Genomic DNA, 15,875 nt, shown 5'->3' with positions numbered 1-15,875 from the left:
GGATGAGCACGGTCCGGCGACCCCCCGAGTCTGCCGCGGGGTTCTACCCGAGTATTCGCAATCCGTAGTGGCGCGGCGCAGTTCGCGTCGGTGAAGCTGGTTCGAGTCGTGTCGGATGCCGTGCCGTCAATTGGCAACTATTCGGCGAACTCGCCGATCCGGCGGTAACGGAAGAGTTGACCCGGACACGCCGCTGCGGGGGCAGACCCTTGCTCTGCCGCATTCATAGAGCAAGACTGTGGAAATGACGGACGTACTCGGCGTATCGAACGGGCGTTCAGGGGCCGAAGCGGGTCGCGCGGCTCGCAAGCTGGTGCCGCGTTCGGTCCTCGGCCGATGGCATTCCTCGCCCACCCGCACAGATCCGGTTATCATCCTGGAACGCCAGGCGAAGACCAGACTCCCCGAGCTGGTGCCGATCCGATACGCGCGGATGGCCGCGGCGCCATTTCCGTTCCTGCGCGGCGGTCCCGCCATCATGGCGGCCGATCTCGCCGCCACGCCGAATACCGGATTGACCGTGCAACTGTGCGGCGACGCCCATCTGTCCAATTTCGGCCTCTTCGCCTCACCGGAACGCGCCCTCGTCTTCGATCTCAACGATTTCGACGAAACCCTGCCCGGCCCCTTCGAATGGGATGTCAAACGCCTCGCCGCCAGTGTCGCGGTCGCCGCACGCGGTAACGAATACAGCGACGCACGGGCCGAGAGCGCCGTGCTCGATGCCGCGCGCGGCTACCGCGAACATATGCTTCGGCTGGCCGGGCTGGACGGGATGTCGGTGTGGTACATGCAGGTCAACGCCGATACCGTCGCCGAGTTGGTCCGCAAACCCAAACGGCGCAAGGGAGTCGAGAAGGCGCTGAACGCGGCACGCGCCAACACCAGCCTGCACGCCTTCTCCAAACTCACCGAGCCGGGCGAGGACGGCAATCCCCGCATCAAATACAAGCCGCCGCTGCTGGTGCCGATCGAAAAATTGCTGGCGGTCGACCTCTCGGAGGTCTTCGCCGCCTATCGGAAAACCCTGCCGGAGGAACGCCGGATACTGCTCGACCGCCATGAACTGGTCGACTTCGCCCTCAAAGTGGTCGGCGTCGGCAGCGTCGGCACCCGCTGCTTCATCGGCCTGATGGCCGATCGCGACACCGGCAGCCCCCTGTTCCTGCAGGTGAAGGAAGCCGAAACCTCGGTGCTCACACCGCATCTCACCGCGAGCAAATTCAAGCACCAGGGGCACCGGGTCGTGCACGGTCAGCGCCTCATGCAAGCCGCGAGCGATATCTTCCTCGGCTGGGCCACCGGCCCCAACGGGCGCTACTTCTACTGGCGGCAGTTGCGCGATATGAAAGGTTCGGCGGTGCTGGAGAATCTGTCGCCGGGTGCGCTGGCCAAGTACGCGACCCTGTGCGGCCATACGCTGGCCCGCGCCCACGCCCGATCGGGGGATCGAGTCGCGATCGCGGCGTATCTGGGCGGCGGTGACGCATTCGACCGGGCCATGGCGGAGTTCGCGATGGCGTACGCGGATCAGACGGTGGAAGATCATCGGACATTGGTCGCGGCGATCGAGTCGGGGCGAGTGAAGGCGGCTTCGGAATCCTGAACCCGCGCGTCGGTGGGTGCGTTCGGCCTCCGACCGTCCGGATCTACACTGGTTACCGATGAGTAAGTTCTTTGATTCGGTCGATGAGGTGATCCGGCGGCTCACCACTGCGGGCTACCTGCCCTCCACCGATATCGCCACCGCCGTCTTCCTCGCCGACCATCTTGGCAAACCCCTGTTGATCGAGGGACCGGCAGGCGTCGGCAAAACCGAATTGGCCCGCGCGGTGGCGACCGCGACAGATGCCGAGATGGTGCGGCTGCAGTGTTACGAGGGCATCGATGAAGCCCGCGCCCTCTACGAGTGGAATCACGCCAAACAGCTATTGCGCATCACCGCCACCGAGAACGAGGGTTGGGACAGCACCCGCGACCACGTCTTCACCGAAGAGTTCCTGCTCCAGCGACCCCTGCTCGCCGCCATCCGCAACCCGGACCCGACCGTGCTGCTCATCGACGAACTCGACAAGGCCGATGTCGAGCTGGAAGGTCTGCTGCTGGAGGTGCTCGGCGACTTCCAGGTCAGCATCCCGGAACTCGGCACCATCAGTGCTGTGCGGAAGCCTTTCGTCGTGCTGACCTCCAACGCCAACCGCGACCTCTCCGAGGCATTGAAGCGACGCTGCCTGTATCTCCATATCGACTATCCGACAGCGGAATTGGAACGCGCGATCGTTCGGCTGAAGGTTCCCGAACTGGACTCCGCCACCGCGTCGGCCGCGGTCGAGGTCGTGGGCGCACTGCGTCAGTTATCGCTGCGGAAAGCGCCGTCCATCGCCGAAACCGTGGATTGGGCACGAACTCTGGTGACGTTGGGCGCACGGAATCTCACCACCAGCGTGGTTCGATCGACGCTCGGGGTGCTTCTCAAATATCAGTCGGATCACCGCGTCGCGATCGAACACCTGTCGCTCGACGCGCCGGACCGGGACGGTGCCCGATGACGTCCGCGACAAGGGACCGGCCCGTCTCCGATGCCAGGCCGCACCGGGAGTGGTCGACCTCGCGCCCACCGTCGGGCGAGCAGATCCTCCTCGTACCGCCCCCGGCATCACCCGCCGCACCTCACCGGTGCGCCCGGTGACCGCGCCTCCGCGCCGTCCTGACCGAGATATCGACAACACGTCGATGACCGACCGTCTCGTCGATTTCGTGGGCATACTCCGCGAATACGGCATCACCGCGGGCCCGAGCGAAACCATCGACGCTGCCGAAGCGATCCTCGCCCTCGGCCTGACCGACACGAACCGCCTCCGCTCCGGCCTAGCCGCAACCCTGCTGCGCCGCAACGGACAACGCGCCGTCTTCGACCAACTCTTCGACCTCTACTTCCTCGGTATAGGCGAGATCGAAACGCACGAACTCGAATCGCTGGAGGCCATGCGCGAGCATATGGTCTCGGTATTGGCCCGCGACGACAGCACCGCCACAACAGAATTGGCCCGCCGGACCCTCACCATGCTCGGCGGTTACGGCGGCGCCGGAGCCGGACAGAATCCGAGCCCCGTCAGCACAGGCTCCGGCATGGGCTGGTCCTCGTACCAGACGATGAAAACCCTGCGACCAGAGGAACTCGTCGACCGCATCGCCGAAACCATGGGCGGCACGAGCCGACTCGACACCGCCGTCCATACCATCGAAGCGCGACGCCGCGTCGACGCGTTCCGCGCCGCCGTCCGCACCGAGGCCATGCTGCGCGCGGGGCAACTACGCGGCACCGACTACATCGCTCGCCGCGGCGTCGAAGCCGCCACCGACCGCGTCGACTTCCTCGGCGCGCGCGAACAGGACCTCGCCGAAATGCGCCGACTCGTCACCCCGTTGGCGCGCAAACTCGCCACCCGCCTCGCCGCTCGCCGCAGGAAAGCGGTACGCGGCCACATCGATATGCGCCGCACCCTGCGCCGATCGATGGCCACCGGAGGCGTCCCCATCGACCCCGTCCTCCGATCACGTAAACACGGCCGCCCCGACCTGGTGATCCTCGCCGACCTCTCCGGCTCCGTCACCGCTTCGCCGAATTCACCCTCCACCTCGTCCAAGCCCTCCAAGACCAGTTCTCCCGAGTCCGCAGCTTCGGTTTTGTCGACACCTGCGACGAGATCACCCCCTACTTCACCCCCGGCACGCCACCCACCCCCGGCATCGCCGCCCGAATCATCCGCGAGACCAACGTCTCTCGCTTCGGCAGCAGCAATTACGGCGAAGCCTTTCGCACCTTCACCGACAACTACCTCGACGTCCTCGGCCCCCGCACCTCCCTGCTGATACTCGGTGACGCGCGCACCAACCGCACCGATCCGAATATCGACGCGCTGCAACTGATGTGCGACCGGGCGAAATTCACCTATTGGCTCAATCCCGAACCCGCCCGGTCATGGGCCACCGGAGACTCTGCCGCGGCGGTGTACGCCGAGCACGTCACCATGCACGAATGCCGCAATGTCGAGCAACTCACCCGAGTGGTCACCCGCTTACTTCCGGTGTGACATTCCTCGGGTCACTGACGTGTGTGCCCCGGTGGCAGTTCCTGGGTCGTCCCGGTTGCATCGGCAGTTGTCGCGACGGTGTCGGTCCGCCGACTGGCGAGTGATCGCGAAACCTCGAGGGGCATAGCTGGCCGAGCGATATCGATCGTGCCGATGCGCTGCGAGTGAACTGGTGAAGCCCCGGACTGGAACGCGGAAAACCGCTCTGCCAAACGCTCACGAGAAGGCCGGTCGGCTTTTCGGTGCGGCAAGTTCAGTTCTTGGCTATCGATACCCTGCAGGGCGTGTTGGAGTGTCGGACTCGTACCGTGATCTTCCATGAGTAGTGCACCGATGTGAACCTGGTAGGCGGGCGAAATTCCGAGGAGGTTCGCGTCGTAGGCCGCATGGTGGATCTTGCACATACTCAGGCCATTGGCAACTTCGGCGGTGCCGTGGGGCTTTCCGTCCGAGATGATATGGGCTGCGTCGAGAAGTTGCGCATGGCCCAAATAACATACCGTGCAGCGATTCCGGTAGGCGAGCAGCACGCGCCCACGAAATTCGGGTTGGTGTAATCGCTGTTTCTGAACTCTCTGGGCATACACGCGCTCGATCGGCTTCAAATGCGAGGGATCGGAGACCGAACGAAGACTCTGGTCCAGTGCGAGGATGAACTGCTCCTGATCCCTGTTGTCGGCGACAACGAATACGGGGAAAACTGGAACGTAGCGGATGGCCGAGCCGATGCTGATCCAACGAAGCAGGATGACTGGAAGCTCGAGTTCGAATGCGCGTCGCAGCTTTGTGTTGTCTCCGTTGACGTTCCCGGCGCGGTAGTCGTATGCATAGAGGGACTCTCCGACAGCCATGTCCGCGTATGGACTGTCCGGCTTGGACAGGATGGACAGCGTCGCTGCAAATCCTTGTGGATTCCAGATCCCCTTATTGCGGTCGATCAAGCGGTACGTATGTCCGTCGACGTGAAAGTGGGTCAGCTCCTCGCGCGTCAGCGATCCCTTTTCGGCGACTTCTTGCTCCAGTCGCTCGAAGATGCGCTGCCGAAGGTCTTGCTCCACCCCGAGTTCCACAAGTGGAGTGTGCCATGTTCATTCGCTCGATGTTGATCGTCGTCGGACGGCAGCGGTCGGGAGTGGACAGAGGTGCCCGTGTGCCGATCCGGCGAGTGCCAGTCGGGTGTACTGTGGGAATCCGTTCCGGTCACATCGGTCGATCTCAGCGCCCGCCCGCAGATTTCTGTCGAATGTGGCCGAGAATGTCCGCTCAGGCCGGCCTCGAACGGCGGCGACGTCGCACCACCGCGACCACCTCGTCCGCGCAGGCGTCAACTGCGGTGAACACGTCGGCTGCCGCATAGCGGAGCACCATCCACCCGTCGAGGACCAGCCGATTCTGGCGTCGGCGGTCGTTGCGGAAGGTTTCCGGGGCGCTGTGGAACTCGCGGCCATCGATTTCCACGATCGTTCGGGAGCGTTCATCGACGAAGTCGCAGATATACCGGCCGACAGGATGGTTGGGGCGCAGGAGTAGGTGACGTCTTGCGAGAGCGCGGGCCAACAGGCGTTCCGGTTCGGATGCGGAATACAGCGCCGCTTCTCTGAGTTGTCTGCGTAGCGCCGGTGCGCCGAGTTGCCCTGAGTCACAAAGTGCTCGGACTTCGTCTTCGGCAACCGTGCGGCGCAGATGACTGTCGATGATCGCACCGGCCTCTGTCTCTGACATGACAGCCGTACAGTCCAGCAGTGTCCGCGCGGGGGTCGTGGTAGGAAGGCCGAGTATCTCGTCCATCGCGTTCGCGGGGAGGGCGCGTCGATACAGCTTGAGCCACTTCGGCGCGCTCCGATGTATAGGCGGGGGAACGGTCGCCTCGAACACAACGGGTTCCGGCAGCATGCCGTGTAGCCATGCGGCCGTGCGATGGCTCAGTCGGGCGCTCGGAATCCATGCGACTACCGCAGCACCGCGTGCCAATCCGATCGGTGCGCCGAGGCAGTATGTGCGGGGCAGTAGTCGGGTGTAGACGCCTCGACGGCACCGATCATCGATGGTTGTGGCGGCCAGCCCTTCGGCCAGCAGCTCTGCCCGGGTGTGGATGCGGTAGGTCATTGGTGCAGCATGCCGGGGGGCTAACGGTGAGATTGGGGTCTGGCCTCGGGGAATGGTGGGCTTGGGGATAGATGCGGGGGTGTGGAGAACCCGGTCTGGGCGGACATTCTTCGTGCATGATGCCGGAAACCCGCGAATTCGGTCGGAGCATGTCCGTGTAGACCGGACACCCAGCCGCCCGCCGCTCCGGTCATGAGATGTGACGCCAACGAGCGCGAGCGTCAGTGGCGAATTCGGCGACTCCGACAGGGCGGCGTTCCACGTGCGAGAGTACGCACGCTTCGGCGACGTAGAAGGGTTCAGCGCCTCGACTGGCGTGCACAGACGGTTCGGTGCCGGGTCTGGTCGAACAGGTCGTGGCATCGGGGGCCGAGGTGCTGGTGTTGTCCTCGACGCACGCGGACGTGGTGACGTCGGATCGGGTGATGGCGTTCGCCGATGTCGAATGCCTCGCGCCGCGTGCGTCGTTCGCTCGTTGGTCGCCGGTCGGCGGTCGGCGGGGTGCGCCGATGAGTGCCGTGTACGTCGGTCTGGCGCTCGCGTTCGTCGTGGCGACGATCTTCTGGCCGTCCGACTACGACTGAGGCGTGCGGACCACCGTCGAAAGCAGGCGGTATTCAGCGGGACTGGCCCACAGTATTTTTGTGTCGGACTTCCGCGACTGCTACCGGACGCCGCTCAACCCGCGACAACTCGCACGCTTCGGCCACATAGAACGCTTCGAGCGCTTCGCCCGGCGGGCAGGGGTTCTCGATCTCCCCGGTCGCCAGCGCGACGAACGCGGTGAGTTCCTCCGTATACGCCCACCGGAACCGTTCCATGAAGCCCGCGTAGACAGGTCGCGCGAAAGTGGGGTGGCCGGGTTCCACGGAGCGCAGGGGTGCGCGGTTGTCGAGGCCGACGACAGCGTTGGCTCGGGAGCCGAGCACTTCCAGGCGGACGTCGTAGCCCGCGCCGTTGTAGCGGGATAGTGACACGGTGGCGAGGGTGTCGTCGTCGAGGGTCAGGATGGCGGCGGCGGTGTCCACGTCGCCCGCGTCGGTGAAGACGCGATCGCCGCGGTTCGCGCCCCGGGCGTAGACCTCGATGATCTCGCGTCCGGTGACCCATCGGATGATATCGAAGTCGTGGATGCCGCAATCGCGGAAGATTCCGCCGGAGTGGGGGATGTAGGCGGCGGCCGGGGGCGCCGGATCGAGGGTGGTGGCGCGGAGGGTGTGGAGTCGGCCCAGTTCGCCGGAACCGACGGCGGCGCGGGCGGCGTTGTAGCCGGGGTCGAAGCGGCGTTGGAAGCCGATTTGTACGGGGACGGTGGAGTTTTCGAGATGCTCGAGTACGGCCATGGTTCCCGCGAGGTCGGCGGCCACCGGTTTTTCGCAGAATACGGGGATACCGCGGTCTACGGCACGGGTGATCAGTTCGGGGTGGGAGTCGGTGGCGGTGGCTATGACGAGGCCGGTGAGGTCGGAGGCGAGGAGGGTTACGATATCGGGGACGACTTCGACGCCGAGTGTGGCGGCGGTGTCACGGGCGCGGGCACTGTCGATATCGGTGACAAGTACGCGGTCGACTTGCGGGAGAATTCTGAGGGTTTTGGCGTGTGCGGTGCCGATGCGCCCGGTGCCTGCCAGTCCGACGGTGACGGTGCGTTCGGATGTCATCGACTTTCCTCCTGCTGGTGGGGTGGTTGCCGTTGTCCGCCGGGGTGATTCGGTGGAGCGGATCAGCCGGAGGGAGGCGGCGGTGGTCGGTGGCCGACCGGGTGGGTTCCTGCTTCGACGCCGGCTGTCCGGTCGAGGTCGAAACCGGTGGTCGTGCGAGCGAACGTGTCGAGCAATAGAGCGCTCCGATCGGTGGTGTCGTCCGTGACGGACGGTCGGCCTCGTGTCCGATTCTGGTCATTTATGCAGGTAGATGGGGTGATAGTCGTGTGGTGGCATCCTTGACATGATATGGCCCGCGTTACATAGTTGGAGCGCTCCACTGCGTGAAGTGCCACCGTCATGTCGAAGGTCGGAGAGCCTGGATGGCTGAACTTCTCTACCCGATGCGGATCGCGGGCGCACCGATTTCCTGGGGAGTATGCGAGGTCCCCGGGTGGGGGCGGGCGCTGGATCCGCGAATCGTTCTCGCCGAGATGGCCGCGCTCGGCATCACCGCGACCGAATGCGGCCCGCCGGGCTACCTGCCGTGTGATCCGATCGCGCTGGGCGATCTGCTCGATGAATACGGCATGGCGATGGTCGGCGGATTCCTCGCGACGGTGCTGCACCGCGAACCGGAGCGCGCGGTCGACGCCGCGCGGTCGACTCTCGCGCGGTTCGCGGGCGCGGGTGGGCAGGTGCTCGTGCTCGCGGCTGCGACCGGACTCGGCGGTTACGACGTCCGGCCCGCGCTCACCGGCCCCGAATGGCGGACCTTGATCACGACAGCGTCGGCGGTCGGCGATCTCGCCGCCGAATACGGGATGCGCGCTGTGCTGCACCCGCATGTCGGCACTCATATCGAAACCGAAGACGAGGTGGAGCGTTTCCTCGCCGACGCCGATCTGGATCTCTGCCTGGATACCGGACATCTGCTGATCGGCGGCACCGATCCGGTTCGCCTCGCACGTCTGCATCCCGACCGCATCGGCCATATTCATCTCAAGGACGTCCGCGCGCGGGTGCTACACGAAATCCGCGCGGGCCGAATGGAATACAGCGAGGCGGTGCGGAACGGTCTGTACGCGCCCCTCGGCGCGGGCGATATCGATATCGCCGCATTGGTGCGCGAGATGCGTGCGGTCGGCTATCGGGGCTGGTACGTCATCGAGCAGGACACCGCGTTGCTCGCCGGTGGGTCGGCCGAATCGCCGAGCCGGGATGCGGCACGCAGCCTCCGATACCTCGTGGAAATCGGAGCCGCCGCGAAACCGATGCGGATCTGATGGGGAACGACGACGGGCGCGGAGCTGCCGACCTCGAGGTGTTGACCGTCGGCCGGGTAGGTGTCGATCTCTACCCGCAGCAGAGCGGCGTGCCCCTCGCCGAGGTCGACACCTTCGCGAAATCCCTCGGCGGCACGGCGACCAACGTGGCGGTCGCCGCCGCCCGACTCGGCCGCCGCAGCGGTGTCCTCACCAAGGTGGGCCCCGACGGTTTCGGCGAATATGTGCGCACCGCCCTGGAAGGTTTCGGTGTCACCGCGCGGTATGTGGGGACCGCGCCGGATCTGCTGACGCCGGTGGTCTTCTGCGAACTCACTCCGCCCGAGGACCCGCCACTGCTGTTCTATCGCGCGCCTATCGCCCCCGATCTCACGCTGACCCCGGGTGAAGTGCCTTGGGACGTAGTGGATTCGGTGCCGCTGCTCTGGGTCACCGGGACCGGGGTGAGCGCGGAACCCGGCCGGGGCACCCAGCGGGCGATACTGGACCGGCGGCCTCGCCGCGGGCATACCGTGCTCGACCTGGACTATCGGCCGATGTTCTGGCCCGATGAGGACACCGCGGCGCGCGAGATCGGCGGAATGCTCGGCCACGTGAACGTCGTTGTCGGCAACCGCACCGAGATGCGGGTGGCGGTCGGCACCGAGGACCCCGACGACGCCGCCGATCGGCTACTGGCTCGCGGTGTGCGGCTGGTACTGGTCAAACGCGGGGCCGACGGCGTGCTCGTCGCCACCGAAGGCGAACGCTGGACGGTGCCGCCGTGTTCGGTCGAGGTGGTGTGCGGGCTCGGTGCCGGTGACGGCTTCGGCGGCGCACTCGCACACGGGCTGTTGGCGGGCTGGGAGCCGCATCGCATCGCCACGTACGCCAATGCGGCGGGCGCGTTGGTGGCATCACGGCTGGCCTGTGCCGACGCCATGCCGAACGCCGCCGAGATCGAGGAGTTGCTGTGTCGATGACATCGCGGGGGTTCCGAACGCAGAGGCCGACCTATCGCAGGTCGCGCTCGATATCGATGCGCGTATATGGCGAGACAGTGGCCGAGAGAACAGCTCTACGCGGCCCCGCCGCGGCCGACGACGGCGGTGTTCCATGACGCTGCATCGCCCCTCGGGAACCCTGGCGGACGGCTCGGACCCGGTATCGCTCACCCCCATCGACGCCGGATGGTCCTACGCGGGGCTGCGTGTGGTGCGGGTGCCCGCAGGCACGACCAGGAGATTGAGCACCGGCGCATCCGAGGCATTCGTCGTGCCGTTGGCCGGATCGGGCACGGTGCGTGTCGACGGACTGACATTCGAATTGCGCGGCCGGGATTCGGTTTTCACGCGAGTGACGGATTTCGCGTACGTCCCCCGCGACGCCGAGGTCGAACTGTTCAGCGCGCACGGCCTGGAAGCCGCGCTTCCGATGGCGCGCTGCGGACGCAGACTCACACCGAAATATGGTCCCGCCGAAGCTGTTCCGGTGGAGGTGCGCGGTGCGGGACGGGCGACCCGCCAGGTCACCAATTTCGGCGTCCCCGGGGTCTGGGACCACGCCGACAAACTGAACGCCTGCGAACTCATCACCCCGGACGGCAACTGGTCCTCCTACCCGCCGCACAAACACGACGAGCGTAGCGATTGCGAGGTCGTCAACGAGGAGATCTACTACTTCCGCATCGCGGGCCGCGACGGAATCACCCCGTCGCGTGAAGGTTTCGGCCTGCACCGGACCTATACCGCTGATGGCGCACTGGAGGAGAACGTCGCGGTCCGCGACGGTGACGTCTTCCTCGTCCCGCGCGGATACCACGGACCGTGCGTCGCGTCCCCCGGCTATCCGATGTACTACCTCAACGTGCTCGCGGGCCCCGCCGCGCAACGCTCGATGGCGTTCTGCGACGACCCCGCGCACACCTGGATCCGCGAGCGCTGGCGTGACGAGTCCGCCGACCCGCGCTGCCCGGTCACCGACCATCGGGGCAGGTGCGGATGAGGGTGCGCACCGATCATCGAGGACGATTCGCATGGAACTGACCACCGCTCGGGCCCTGGTCGCCTGGCTCGTCGCTCAGCGTTCGGAAACGCTCGACGGTCGCGAAGTGCCGCTGTTCCCCGCCGTTTTCGCGATCTTCGGTCATGGCAATGTCCTCGGACTCGGCACCGCGTTGCAGGAACGCGCCGCCGAAATCCCGGTATGGCGCGGTCATTCCGAGCAGGGCATGGCGCTGGCCGCGGTCGGCTACGCGAAGGCCGCCCAGCGCAGACAGGTGGGTGTGGTGACCTCGTCCATCGGTCCCGGCGCATTGAACATGGTGACCGCGGCGGGTGTCGCGCACGCCAATCGTCTTCCGCTGCTGCTGCTTCCGGGGGACACCTTCACCAGCCGCGCCCCGGACCCGGTGCTGCAACAGATCGAGCGTTTCGGCGACGCGACGGCCACCGCGAACGACGCGTTCCGTGCGGTGAGCCGCTATTTCGACCGAATCACCCGGCCCGAACAATTGCTCGCGACCCTGCCGCAGGTGGTCAGGGTGCTCACCGATCCCTCGGAAACGGGCCCGGTCACCCTGGCCTTGCCGCAGGATGTGCAGGCCGAGACCTTCGACTATCCCGATGCGCTTTTCGAGCCGGTTGTGCACCGAATTCCGCGTCCGCGCGCCGATATTCGCGAACTGGAAGCCGCGTCGGCGGTGCTGCGGGCGGCGCGACGGCCGCTGCTGGTTCTCGGCGGTGGCGTGCGATATTCGGGGGCGGCGTCCACCGCGATCACCGTCGCGCAGCGGCACGGTATTCCGATCACCGAGACGACCGCCGGACGCACGCTGGTCGCGCACGACCACCCGCTCTACGCGGGCCCGCTCGGCGTCACCGGTTCGGAATCGGCGAATATCCTCGCCGCCGAGGCGGATGTGGTGCTGGCCGTCGGCACCCGGCTCCAGGATTTCACCACCGCGTCCTGGTCGATATTCGCCCCCGCGGTGCGGGTGGTCACCGTCAATACCGCTCGCTTCGACGCGGTGAAACACGGTGCTCTCGCCGTGGTGGGTGACGCCGCGGCGACCCTGCCGGAGCTGGCGCTGTCGGGGTGGCGAGCCGACCGGGATTGGACGTCGCGCGCGGCCCAACTGCGCACGGCCTGGGACGCCCGGATCGACGAGTGGCGCGCGCCGACCACGAATGTGCCGACATACGCCCAGGTGGTGGGCATCGTCAATGAGCTCAGTGAGCCGAAGGACTACGTCATGACCGCCTCGGGTGGGCTGCCAGGCGAACTGATCGGCGGCTGGCGGGCCGCAGGTGGTTCGCCGTCGATGGACGTCGAATACGGCTTCTCCTGCATGGGATACGAACTGGCCGGTGCGTGGGGCGCCGCCATGGCGCGCGAGGAGGGGGTGGTGACGACCCTGCTCGGCGACGGCTCCTACCTGATGTCGAATTCCGAACTATTCTCCGCCGCGTTCGCGGGCCACCCCTTTGTCGCGGTGGTCTGCGATAACGACGGTTACGCGGTGATAGCCCGTTTGCAGGAGGGACAAGGCGGCATCCCGTTCAACAATTTCTACGCGAACTGCCGCACCGATCACGCCTCACCGCCGCGAGTGGATTTCGCCGGACATGCCAGGGCTCTCGGCTGCTCGGTTTTCACCGCGTCCGGAATCGGCGAGTTCCGCGACGCGTACGCGCGCGCACGCGCCGCCGCCGTATCGCGACCGGCGGTGGTCGTCGTGTCGACCGATCCGCGCGCGTGGACCGAATCCGGCGCATGGTGGGAAGTCGGTGTGCCGCAACACCTTTCCGGTGACGCCGGATATCGGGAGGGTAAGCGGGAGCAGCTGCGCTACCTGCGCGGTCGATGATCGCGGACCGATTCGTTGGGGAGTACCCCATTTAGGAGATGGCACGCACATTCCACCATCCGGCGAGGGATAGCTCACAGTAGGGGGCTCCGTAGGTGGAGGAATTCATCGGATCATGGCATCGTTGATATACGAGACCAGGGCATTCCGATTGTCAGAATCTGGCTCGTCAACAGAAAGTATGAAATGGCTCAAGGCATTGTGAAGTGGTTCAACAGCGAGAAGGGCTTCGGCTTCATCGCTCAGGACGGCGGAGGCCCCGACGTCTTCGTGCATTACTCGGCTGTCAGCGGCTCCGGCTTCCGCTCCCTCGATGAGGGTCAGCGTGTGGAGTTCGAGATCGGCCAGGGGCAGAAAGGCCCGCAGGCCCAGGACGTCCGCGTCCTCTGATCGCGACGGCCGCGTTCTCTGATCGCGACCAAGCTTCGACGGCCCCCGCACCGAACAGGTGCGGGGGCCGTCGCCATTTTCCCAAGGGATTCAGGCGATCCTGCCGAACGTCACGTACGTGATGCGCAGGGAGCGCGCGTCCAGTTGTATATTGCAAGCAGCGGTGATGCGGAACGGAGGCGCGCCATGCGTGACGAGGGACGCTCGGGCTGCCCGATCAACGCGACCATCGAGGTGATCGGCGATCGGTGGACCCTGCTCGTGCTGCGGGACGTGATGTTCGGCGATCGGCGGCACTTCAGGGAGATCCAATCGGGTTCCGAAGAGGGCATCGCCACCAATATCCTCGCCGACCGGCTCAAACGCCTCGTCGCGGCCGGACTGCTCAGTAGGGAGGAGGCGGGACGCGGCAAGAAGGCCGAATATCGGCTTACCGAACCCGCCATCCAACTCGTCCCGATCATGGCCCAGCTCGGCGCGTGGGGACTGCGGCATCGCCCGACCACCAAGCAGTTGCGGGTGCGCGCCGAACTGCTCGAGGAGGGCGGTCCCGAGCTGTGGGATGAATTCATGGACGAATTGCGTGAGTCGCATCTCGGGATTCCGCGCCCCGATCCCGAAAAGCCCACCGCCACCGACCGGCTCGCTCGCGCGTACGCGGCCGCGGTCGCCGAGGTCGGTACGACCACCGGGCGCACGGGCCATTCCCGCACGTGACACCATTGATTCATCGGGCACGTCCGCAGCGGGCGGTCGCGGCCGAGTATGGAGGAAACGCACACCATGGTCCACGGCACGGTGAAGTGGTTCGACACCGAGAAGGGTTTCGGGTTCATCGCCCAAGACGGCGACGGTCCGGATGTATTCGTGGATTACCTCGAGCTACAGGGCTCAGGATTTCGCGCGCTGACCGCCGGGCAGCGAGTGCAGTTCGAGATGCGACTGGTGAAAGCAGGACCGGAGGCCGTCAGCGTCCGGGTCGTGGACTGACCGGTTATCGCGCCGCGACAGCGGCCAGCGCCTCGGTGCGGAAGAATTCGGCCGTCAGAGCCTTGGCGCGATCGGTATCCGGGTCGGGTGTCCGGGGGAAAGCGTCTGCGGCACGGTCCAATTCGTCCGCGATGAAGGCCGCGATCGGCGCGGGCACCGCGCCGCTGCCCATTTCCCTTGTGCGGGACTTGAGTTCGGTCAATTCCGCGACGGCCGTGACGAAGTCATCCGCGAGCGCGCACTCCTCGAGCAGCGTGGGCAGATGCATGGGCGCGACGGCGGCGCCGGGATGTTCGCGCAGCCAGCGCAGCGCCATGGCCGGGCGCAGCGAGTAGAACACCTTCTTCAGCGAACGGTGGTGTTCGGCCAACTCCCACTGCTTGCGGCCCAGATGCAGGTAGTGCCGCGCCACCTTGTTCCGATCGGCGACACGGTCGGCCAAGTCGCGCAGGTCATCCCGGAACCGTTCGTCACCCCGATACATGATCGGTGACATCAGCCACTCGATGAGCACGGCGTTACCGCCCACCAGCAGCCGCAGCGCCTTGGCGAGATCCCAGCCGTTGACGTCGAGCAGGCCGACCAGCGGAGTCTCGATGACGTCGCGTCCGCGCCACGGGGTCAGATAACCGTCCAGACTCGCGACGTAGACGAAGCGGCAGTCGTAGTCGGAATCGGGGGAGGGGAAGCCCCAAGCGCGGCTTCCGCTTTCGATGGCGAAGCGCACCGACACCCGATGTTCGAGCTCGACCCGATCCAGCTCGGCATCGATGGCGCCGACAACGGTCGGGTCCATGGAATCGGGTATCGCGCGCAGTGCCATGGCCCGATGCTAGGGGTCGATTCCCCTGTGCGCAGCTTGTTTTCGGCGGTCGGGAGGCGGTGTCGGGCGGTGGTGGTGCTGCTCGCGGCGGCGCGGGGCGGCGGCCGGGAGGTCGACAGTGCGGGCATTGCCGCCGACGTGCGACAGGGTGGGACGCACATGTCGCCTCGATGGCCGATCATCGTTTCCGATACGTGTATCACCAACGGATCACGGCGGGGATGCCCCGAATATCGGGGGCATCAGATGTAATGGCATAGAGGTGTCCGGTCTGTCGATTATTCGATGCTGAAAGCCGTGCCTACCTCGGATTTTCATGAGATCGAAATATTTCTTCCAGAGATTTCCGGAAGGACGTGCATGGTCGATTGTTAGGCGAATCTTCCCTGGTCAGTGCGTGTTTCGCTGATCGCAAGCCCCTGATTTCGTTGGCTCCGACCATTCGGATCGAATAAATGTGTTCCGCGTCACTAATCATCTCGATTGCGTAACCCGATTAGTCGCACCGCCGATGTGCCCTGTGTCAGCCAGTTTCGGACTGGGTATTTATCGACGAAGAGGAATTCATATGATCCCCGTTATCATCGACACCGGTTCCGCCGCACTGAACGGCATCGTCAGCACCGCGAGCGCCGCGCTGACCGGTCTTCTCAACACCCTGTGGACGGGTTCCTTCGGCGCCTGAGCTCGCTGACC

14 protein-coding genes and 1 pseudogene are annotated in these 15,875 nt (G+C 65.7%); 11 read left to right on the top strand and 4 right to left on the bottom strand.

Going from position 1 to position 15,875, the window contains the following annotated elements; all coding sequences use genetic code 11:
* Positions 1 to 244: 244 nt before the first annotated feature.
* The 3 genes and pseudogenes from ABZS43_RS03305 to ABZS43_RS03295 all read left to right on the top strand — a co-directional run bounded on the left by ABZS43_RS03305 (position 245) and on the right by ABZS43_RS03295 (position 4,094).
* A complete protein-coding gene (locus ABZS43_RS03305; protein WP_355034171.1) occupies positions 245 to 1,606 on the top strand; it encodes a DUF2252 domain-containing protein in 1,362 nt (453 codons plus the stop codon).
* 58 nt (positions 1,607 to 1,664) lie between these two features.
* A complete protein-coding gene (locus ABZS43_RS03300; RefSeq protein ID WP_355034170.1) occupies positions 1,665 to 2,549 on the top strand; it encodes a MoxR family ATPase in 885 nt (294 codons plus the stop codon).
* 184 nt (positions 2,550 to 2,733) lie between these two features.
* Positions 2,734 to 4,094, top strand: a pseudogene (locus ABZS43_RS03295) (VWA domain-containing protein).
* Positions 4,095 to 4,105: 11 nt separating this feature from the next.
* Here ABZS43_RS03295 and ABZS43_RS03290 read toward each other — a convergent pair.
* Together ABZS43_RS03290 and ABZS43_RS03285 are read right to left on the bottom strand one after the other, a co-directional pair.
* A complete protein-coding gene (locus tag ABZS43_RS03290) occupies positions 4,106 to 5,152 on the bottom strand; it encodes an HNH endonuclease (RefSeq protein ID WP_355034169.1) in 1,047 nt (348 codons plus the stop codon).
* Positions 5,153 to 5,357: 205 nt separating this feature from the next.
* On the bottom strand, positions 5,358 to 6,200 hold the full coding sequence (locus tag ABZS43_RS03285; RefSeq protein WP_355034168.1) for a DUF559 domain-containing protein: 843 nt from the start codon (positions 6,198 to 6,200) through the stop codon (positions 5,358 to 5,360).
* Between the two features lie 332 nt (positions 6,201 to 6,532).
* Here ABZS43_RS03285 and ABZS43_RS03280 point away from each other — a divergent pair, with 332 nt between their 5' ends.
* Positions 6,533 to 6,784, top strand: coding sequence for a hypothetical protein (locus ABZS43_RS03280; protein WP_355034167.1), 252 nt, complete (start codon positions 6,533 to 6,535; stop codon positions 6,782 to 6,784).
* Positions 6,785 to 6,817: 33 nt separating this feature from the next.
* On the opposite strand, the gene ABZS43_RS03275 is transcribed toward ABZS43_RS03280, so the two are convergent.
* On the bottom strand, positions 6,818 to 7,861 hold the full coding sequence (locus ABZS43_RS03275; RefSeq protein ID WP_355034166.1) for a Gfo/Idh/MocA family oxidoreductase: 1,044 nt from the start codon (positions 7,859 to 7,861) through the stop codon (positions 6,818 to 6,820).
* A 365-nt stretch (positions 7,862 to 8,226) separates the two neighbouring features.
* Here ABZS43_RS03275 and ABZS43_RS03270 point away from each other — a divergent pair, with 365 nt between their 5' ends.
* From ABZS43_RS03270 to ABZS43_RS03240, 7 genes are all read left to right on the top strand, one after another.
* A complete protein-coding gene (locus ABZS43_RS03270; RefSeq protein WP_355034165.1) occupies positions 8,227 to 9,129 on the top strand; it encodes a TIM barrel protein in 903 nt (300 codons plus the stop codon).
* Positions 9,129 to 10,091 carry a 5-dehydro-2-deoxygluconokinase gene (gene iolC / locus ABZS43_RS03265; protein WP_355034164.1) on the top strand — a complete coding sequence of 321 codons (963 nt, stop codon included), beginning with the start codon at positions 9,129 to 9,131 and terminating at the stop codon, positions 10,089 to 10,091. The genes ABZS43_RS03270 and iolC overlap by 1 nt, the downstream gene beginning before the upstream one ends.
* A gap of 133 nt (positions 10,092 to 10,224) precedes the next feature.
* Positions 10,225 to 11,112, top strand: coding sequence for a 5-deoxy-glucuronate isomerase (gene iolB / locus ABZS43_RS03260; protein ID WP_355034163.1), 888 nt, complete (start codon positions 10,225 to 10,227; stop codon positions 11,110 to 11,112).
* Between the two features lie 31 nt (positions 11,113 to 11,143).
* Positions 11,144 to 12,976, top strand: a complete 1,833-nt coding sequence (iolD, locus tag ABZS43_RS03255) for a 3D-(3,5/4)-trihydroxycyclohexane-1,2-dione acylhydrolase (decyclizing) (protein WP_355034162.1) — start codon at positions 11,144 to 11,146, stop codon at positions 12,974 to 12,976.
* Between the two features lie 186 nt (positions 12,977 to 13,162).
* Entirely contained in the window at positions 13,163 to 13,366 is a 204-nt protein-coding gene (locus ABZS43_RS03250; RefSeq protein WP_014987157.1) for a cold-shock protein, read from the top strand.
* 186 nt (positions 13,367 to 13,552) lie between these two features.
* Complete coding sequence (locus ABZS43_RS03245) at positions 13,553 to 14,083, top strand: helix-turn-helix domain-containing protein (RefSeq protein ID WP_355034161.1); 531 nt, start codon at positions 13,553 to 13,555, stop codon at positions 14,081 to 14,083.
* 66 nt (positions 14,084 to 14,149) lie between these two features.
* Positions 14,150 to 14,356, top strand: a complete 207-nt coding sequence (locus ABZS43_RS03240; protein WP_355034371.1) for a cold shock domain-containing protein — start codon at positions 14,150 to 14,152, stop codon at positions 14,354 to 14,356.
* A 4-nt stretch (positions 14,357 to 14,360) separates the two neighbouring features.
* On the opposite strand, the gene ABZS43_RS03235 is transcribed toward ABZS43_RS03240, so the two are convergent.
* Entirely contained in the window at positions 14,361 to 15,179 is an 819-nt protein-coding gene (locus ABZS43_RS03235; RefSeq protein WP_355034160.1) for a nucleotidyltransferase domain-containing protein, read from the bottom strand.
* Between the last annotated feature and the right edge of the window lie 696 nt (positions 15,180 to 15,875).

Source organism: Nocardia sp. NPDC005366, from assembly GCF_040606855.1.
Taxonomy (GTDB): Bacteria; Actinomycetota; Actinomycetes; order Mycobacteriales; family Mycobacteriaceae; genus Nocardia.
This window is presented reverse-complemented; position numbering and strand designations above follow the sequence as displayed.

What these genes read in the sequence shown, in the direction of transcription:
- ABZS43_RS03305 (WP_355034171.1), top strand. Translation starts at nt 245, where the DNA reads ATGACGGACGTACTCGGCGTATCGAACGGGCGTTCAGGGGCCGAAGCG.
- ABZS43_RS03300 (WP_355034170.1), top strand. Translation starts at nt 1,665, where the DNA reads ATGAGTAAGTTCTTTGATTCGGTCGATGAGGTGATCCGGCGGCTCACC.
- ABZS43_RS03285 (WP_355034168.1), bottom strand. Translation starts at nt 6,200, where the DNA reads ATGACCTACCGCATCCACACCCGGGCAGAGCTGCTGGCCGAAGGGCTG.
- ABZS43_RS03275 (WP_355034166.1), bottom strand. Translation starts at nt 7,861, where the DNA reads ATGACATCCGAACGCACCGTCACCGTCGGACTGGCAGGCACCGGGCGC.
- ABZS43_RS03270 (WP_355034165.1), top strand. Translation starts at nt 8,227, where the DNA reads ATGGCTGAACTTCTCTACCCGATGCGGATCGCGGGCGCACCGATTTCC.
- iolC (WP_355034164.1), top strand. Translation starts at nt 9,129, where the DNA reads ATGGGGAACGACGACGGGCGCGGAGCTGCCGACCTCGAGGTGTTGACC.
- iolB (WP_355034163.1), top strand. Translation starts at nt 10,225, where the DNA reads ATGACGCTGCATCGCCCCTCGGGAACCCTGGCGGACGGCTCGGACCCG.
- iolD (WP_355034162.1), top strand. Translation starts at nt 11,144, where the DNA reads ATGGAACTGACCACCGCTCGGGCCCTGGTCGCCTGGCTCGTCGCTCAG.
- ABZS43_RS03250 (WP_014987157.1), top strand. Translation starts at nt 13,163, where the DNA reads ATGGCTCAAGGCATTGTGAAGTGGTTCAACAGCGAGAAGGGCTTCGGC.
- ABZS43_RS03245 (WP_355034161.1), top strand. Translation starts at nt 13,553, where the DNA reads ATGCGTGACGAGGGACGCTCGGGCTGCCCGATCAACGCGACCATCGAG.
- ABZS43_RS03240 (WP_355034371.1), top strand. Translation starts at nt 14,150, where the DNA reads ATGGTCCACGGCACGGTGAAGTGGTTCGACACCGAGAAGGGTTTCGGG.
- ABZS43_RS03235 (WP_355034160.1), bottom strand. Translation starts at nt 15,179, where the DNA reads ATGGCACTGCGCGCGATACCCGATTCCATGGACCCGACCGTTGTCGGC.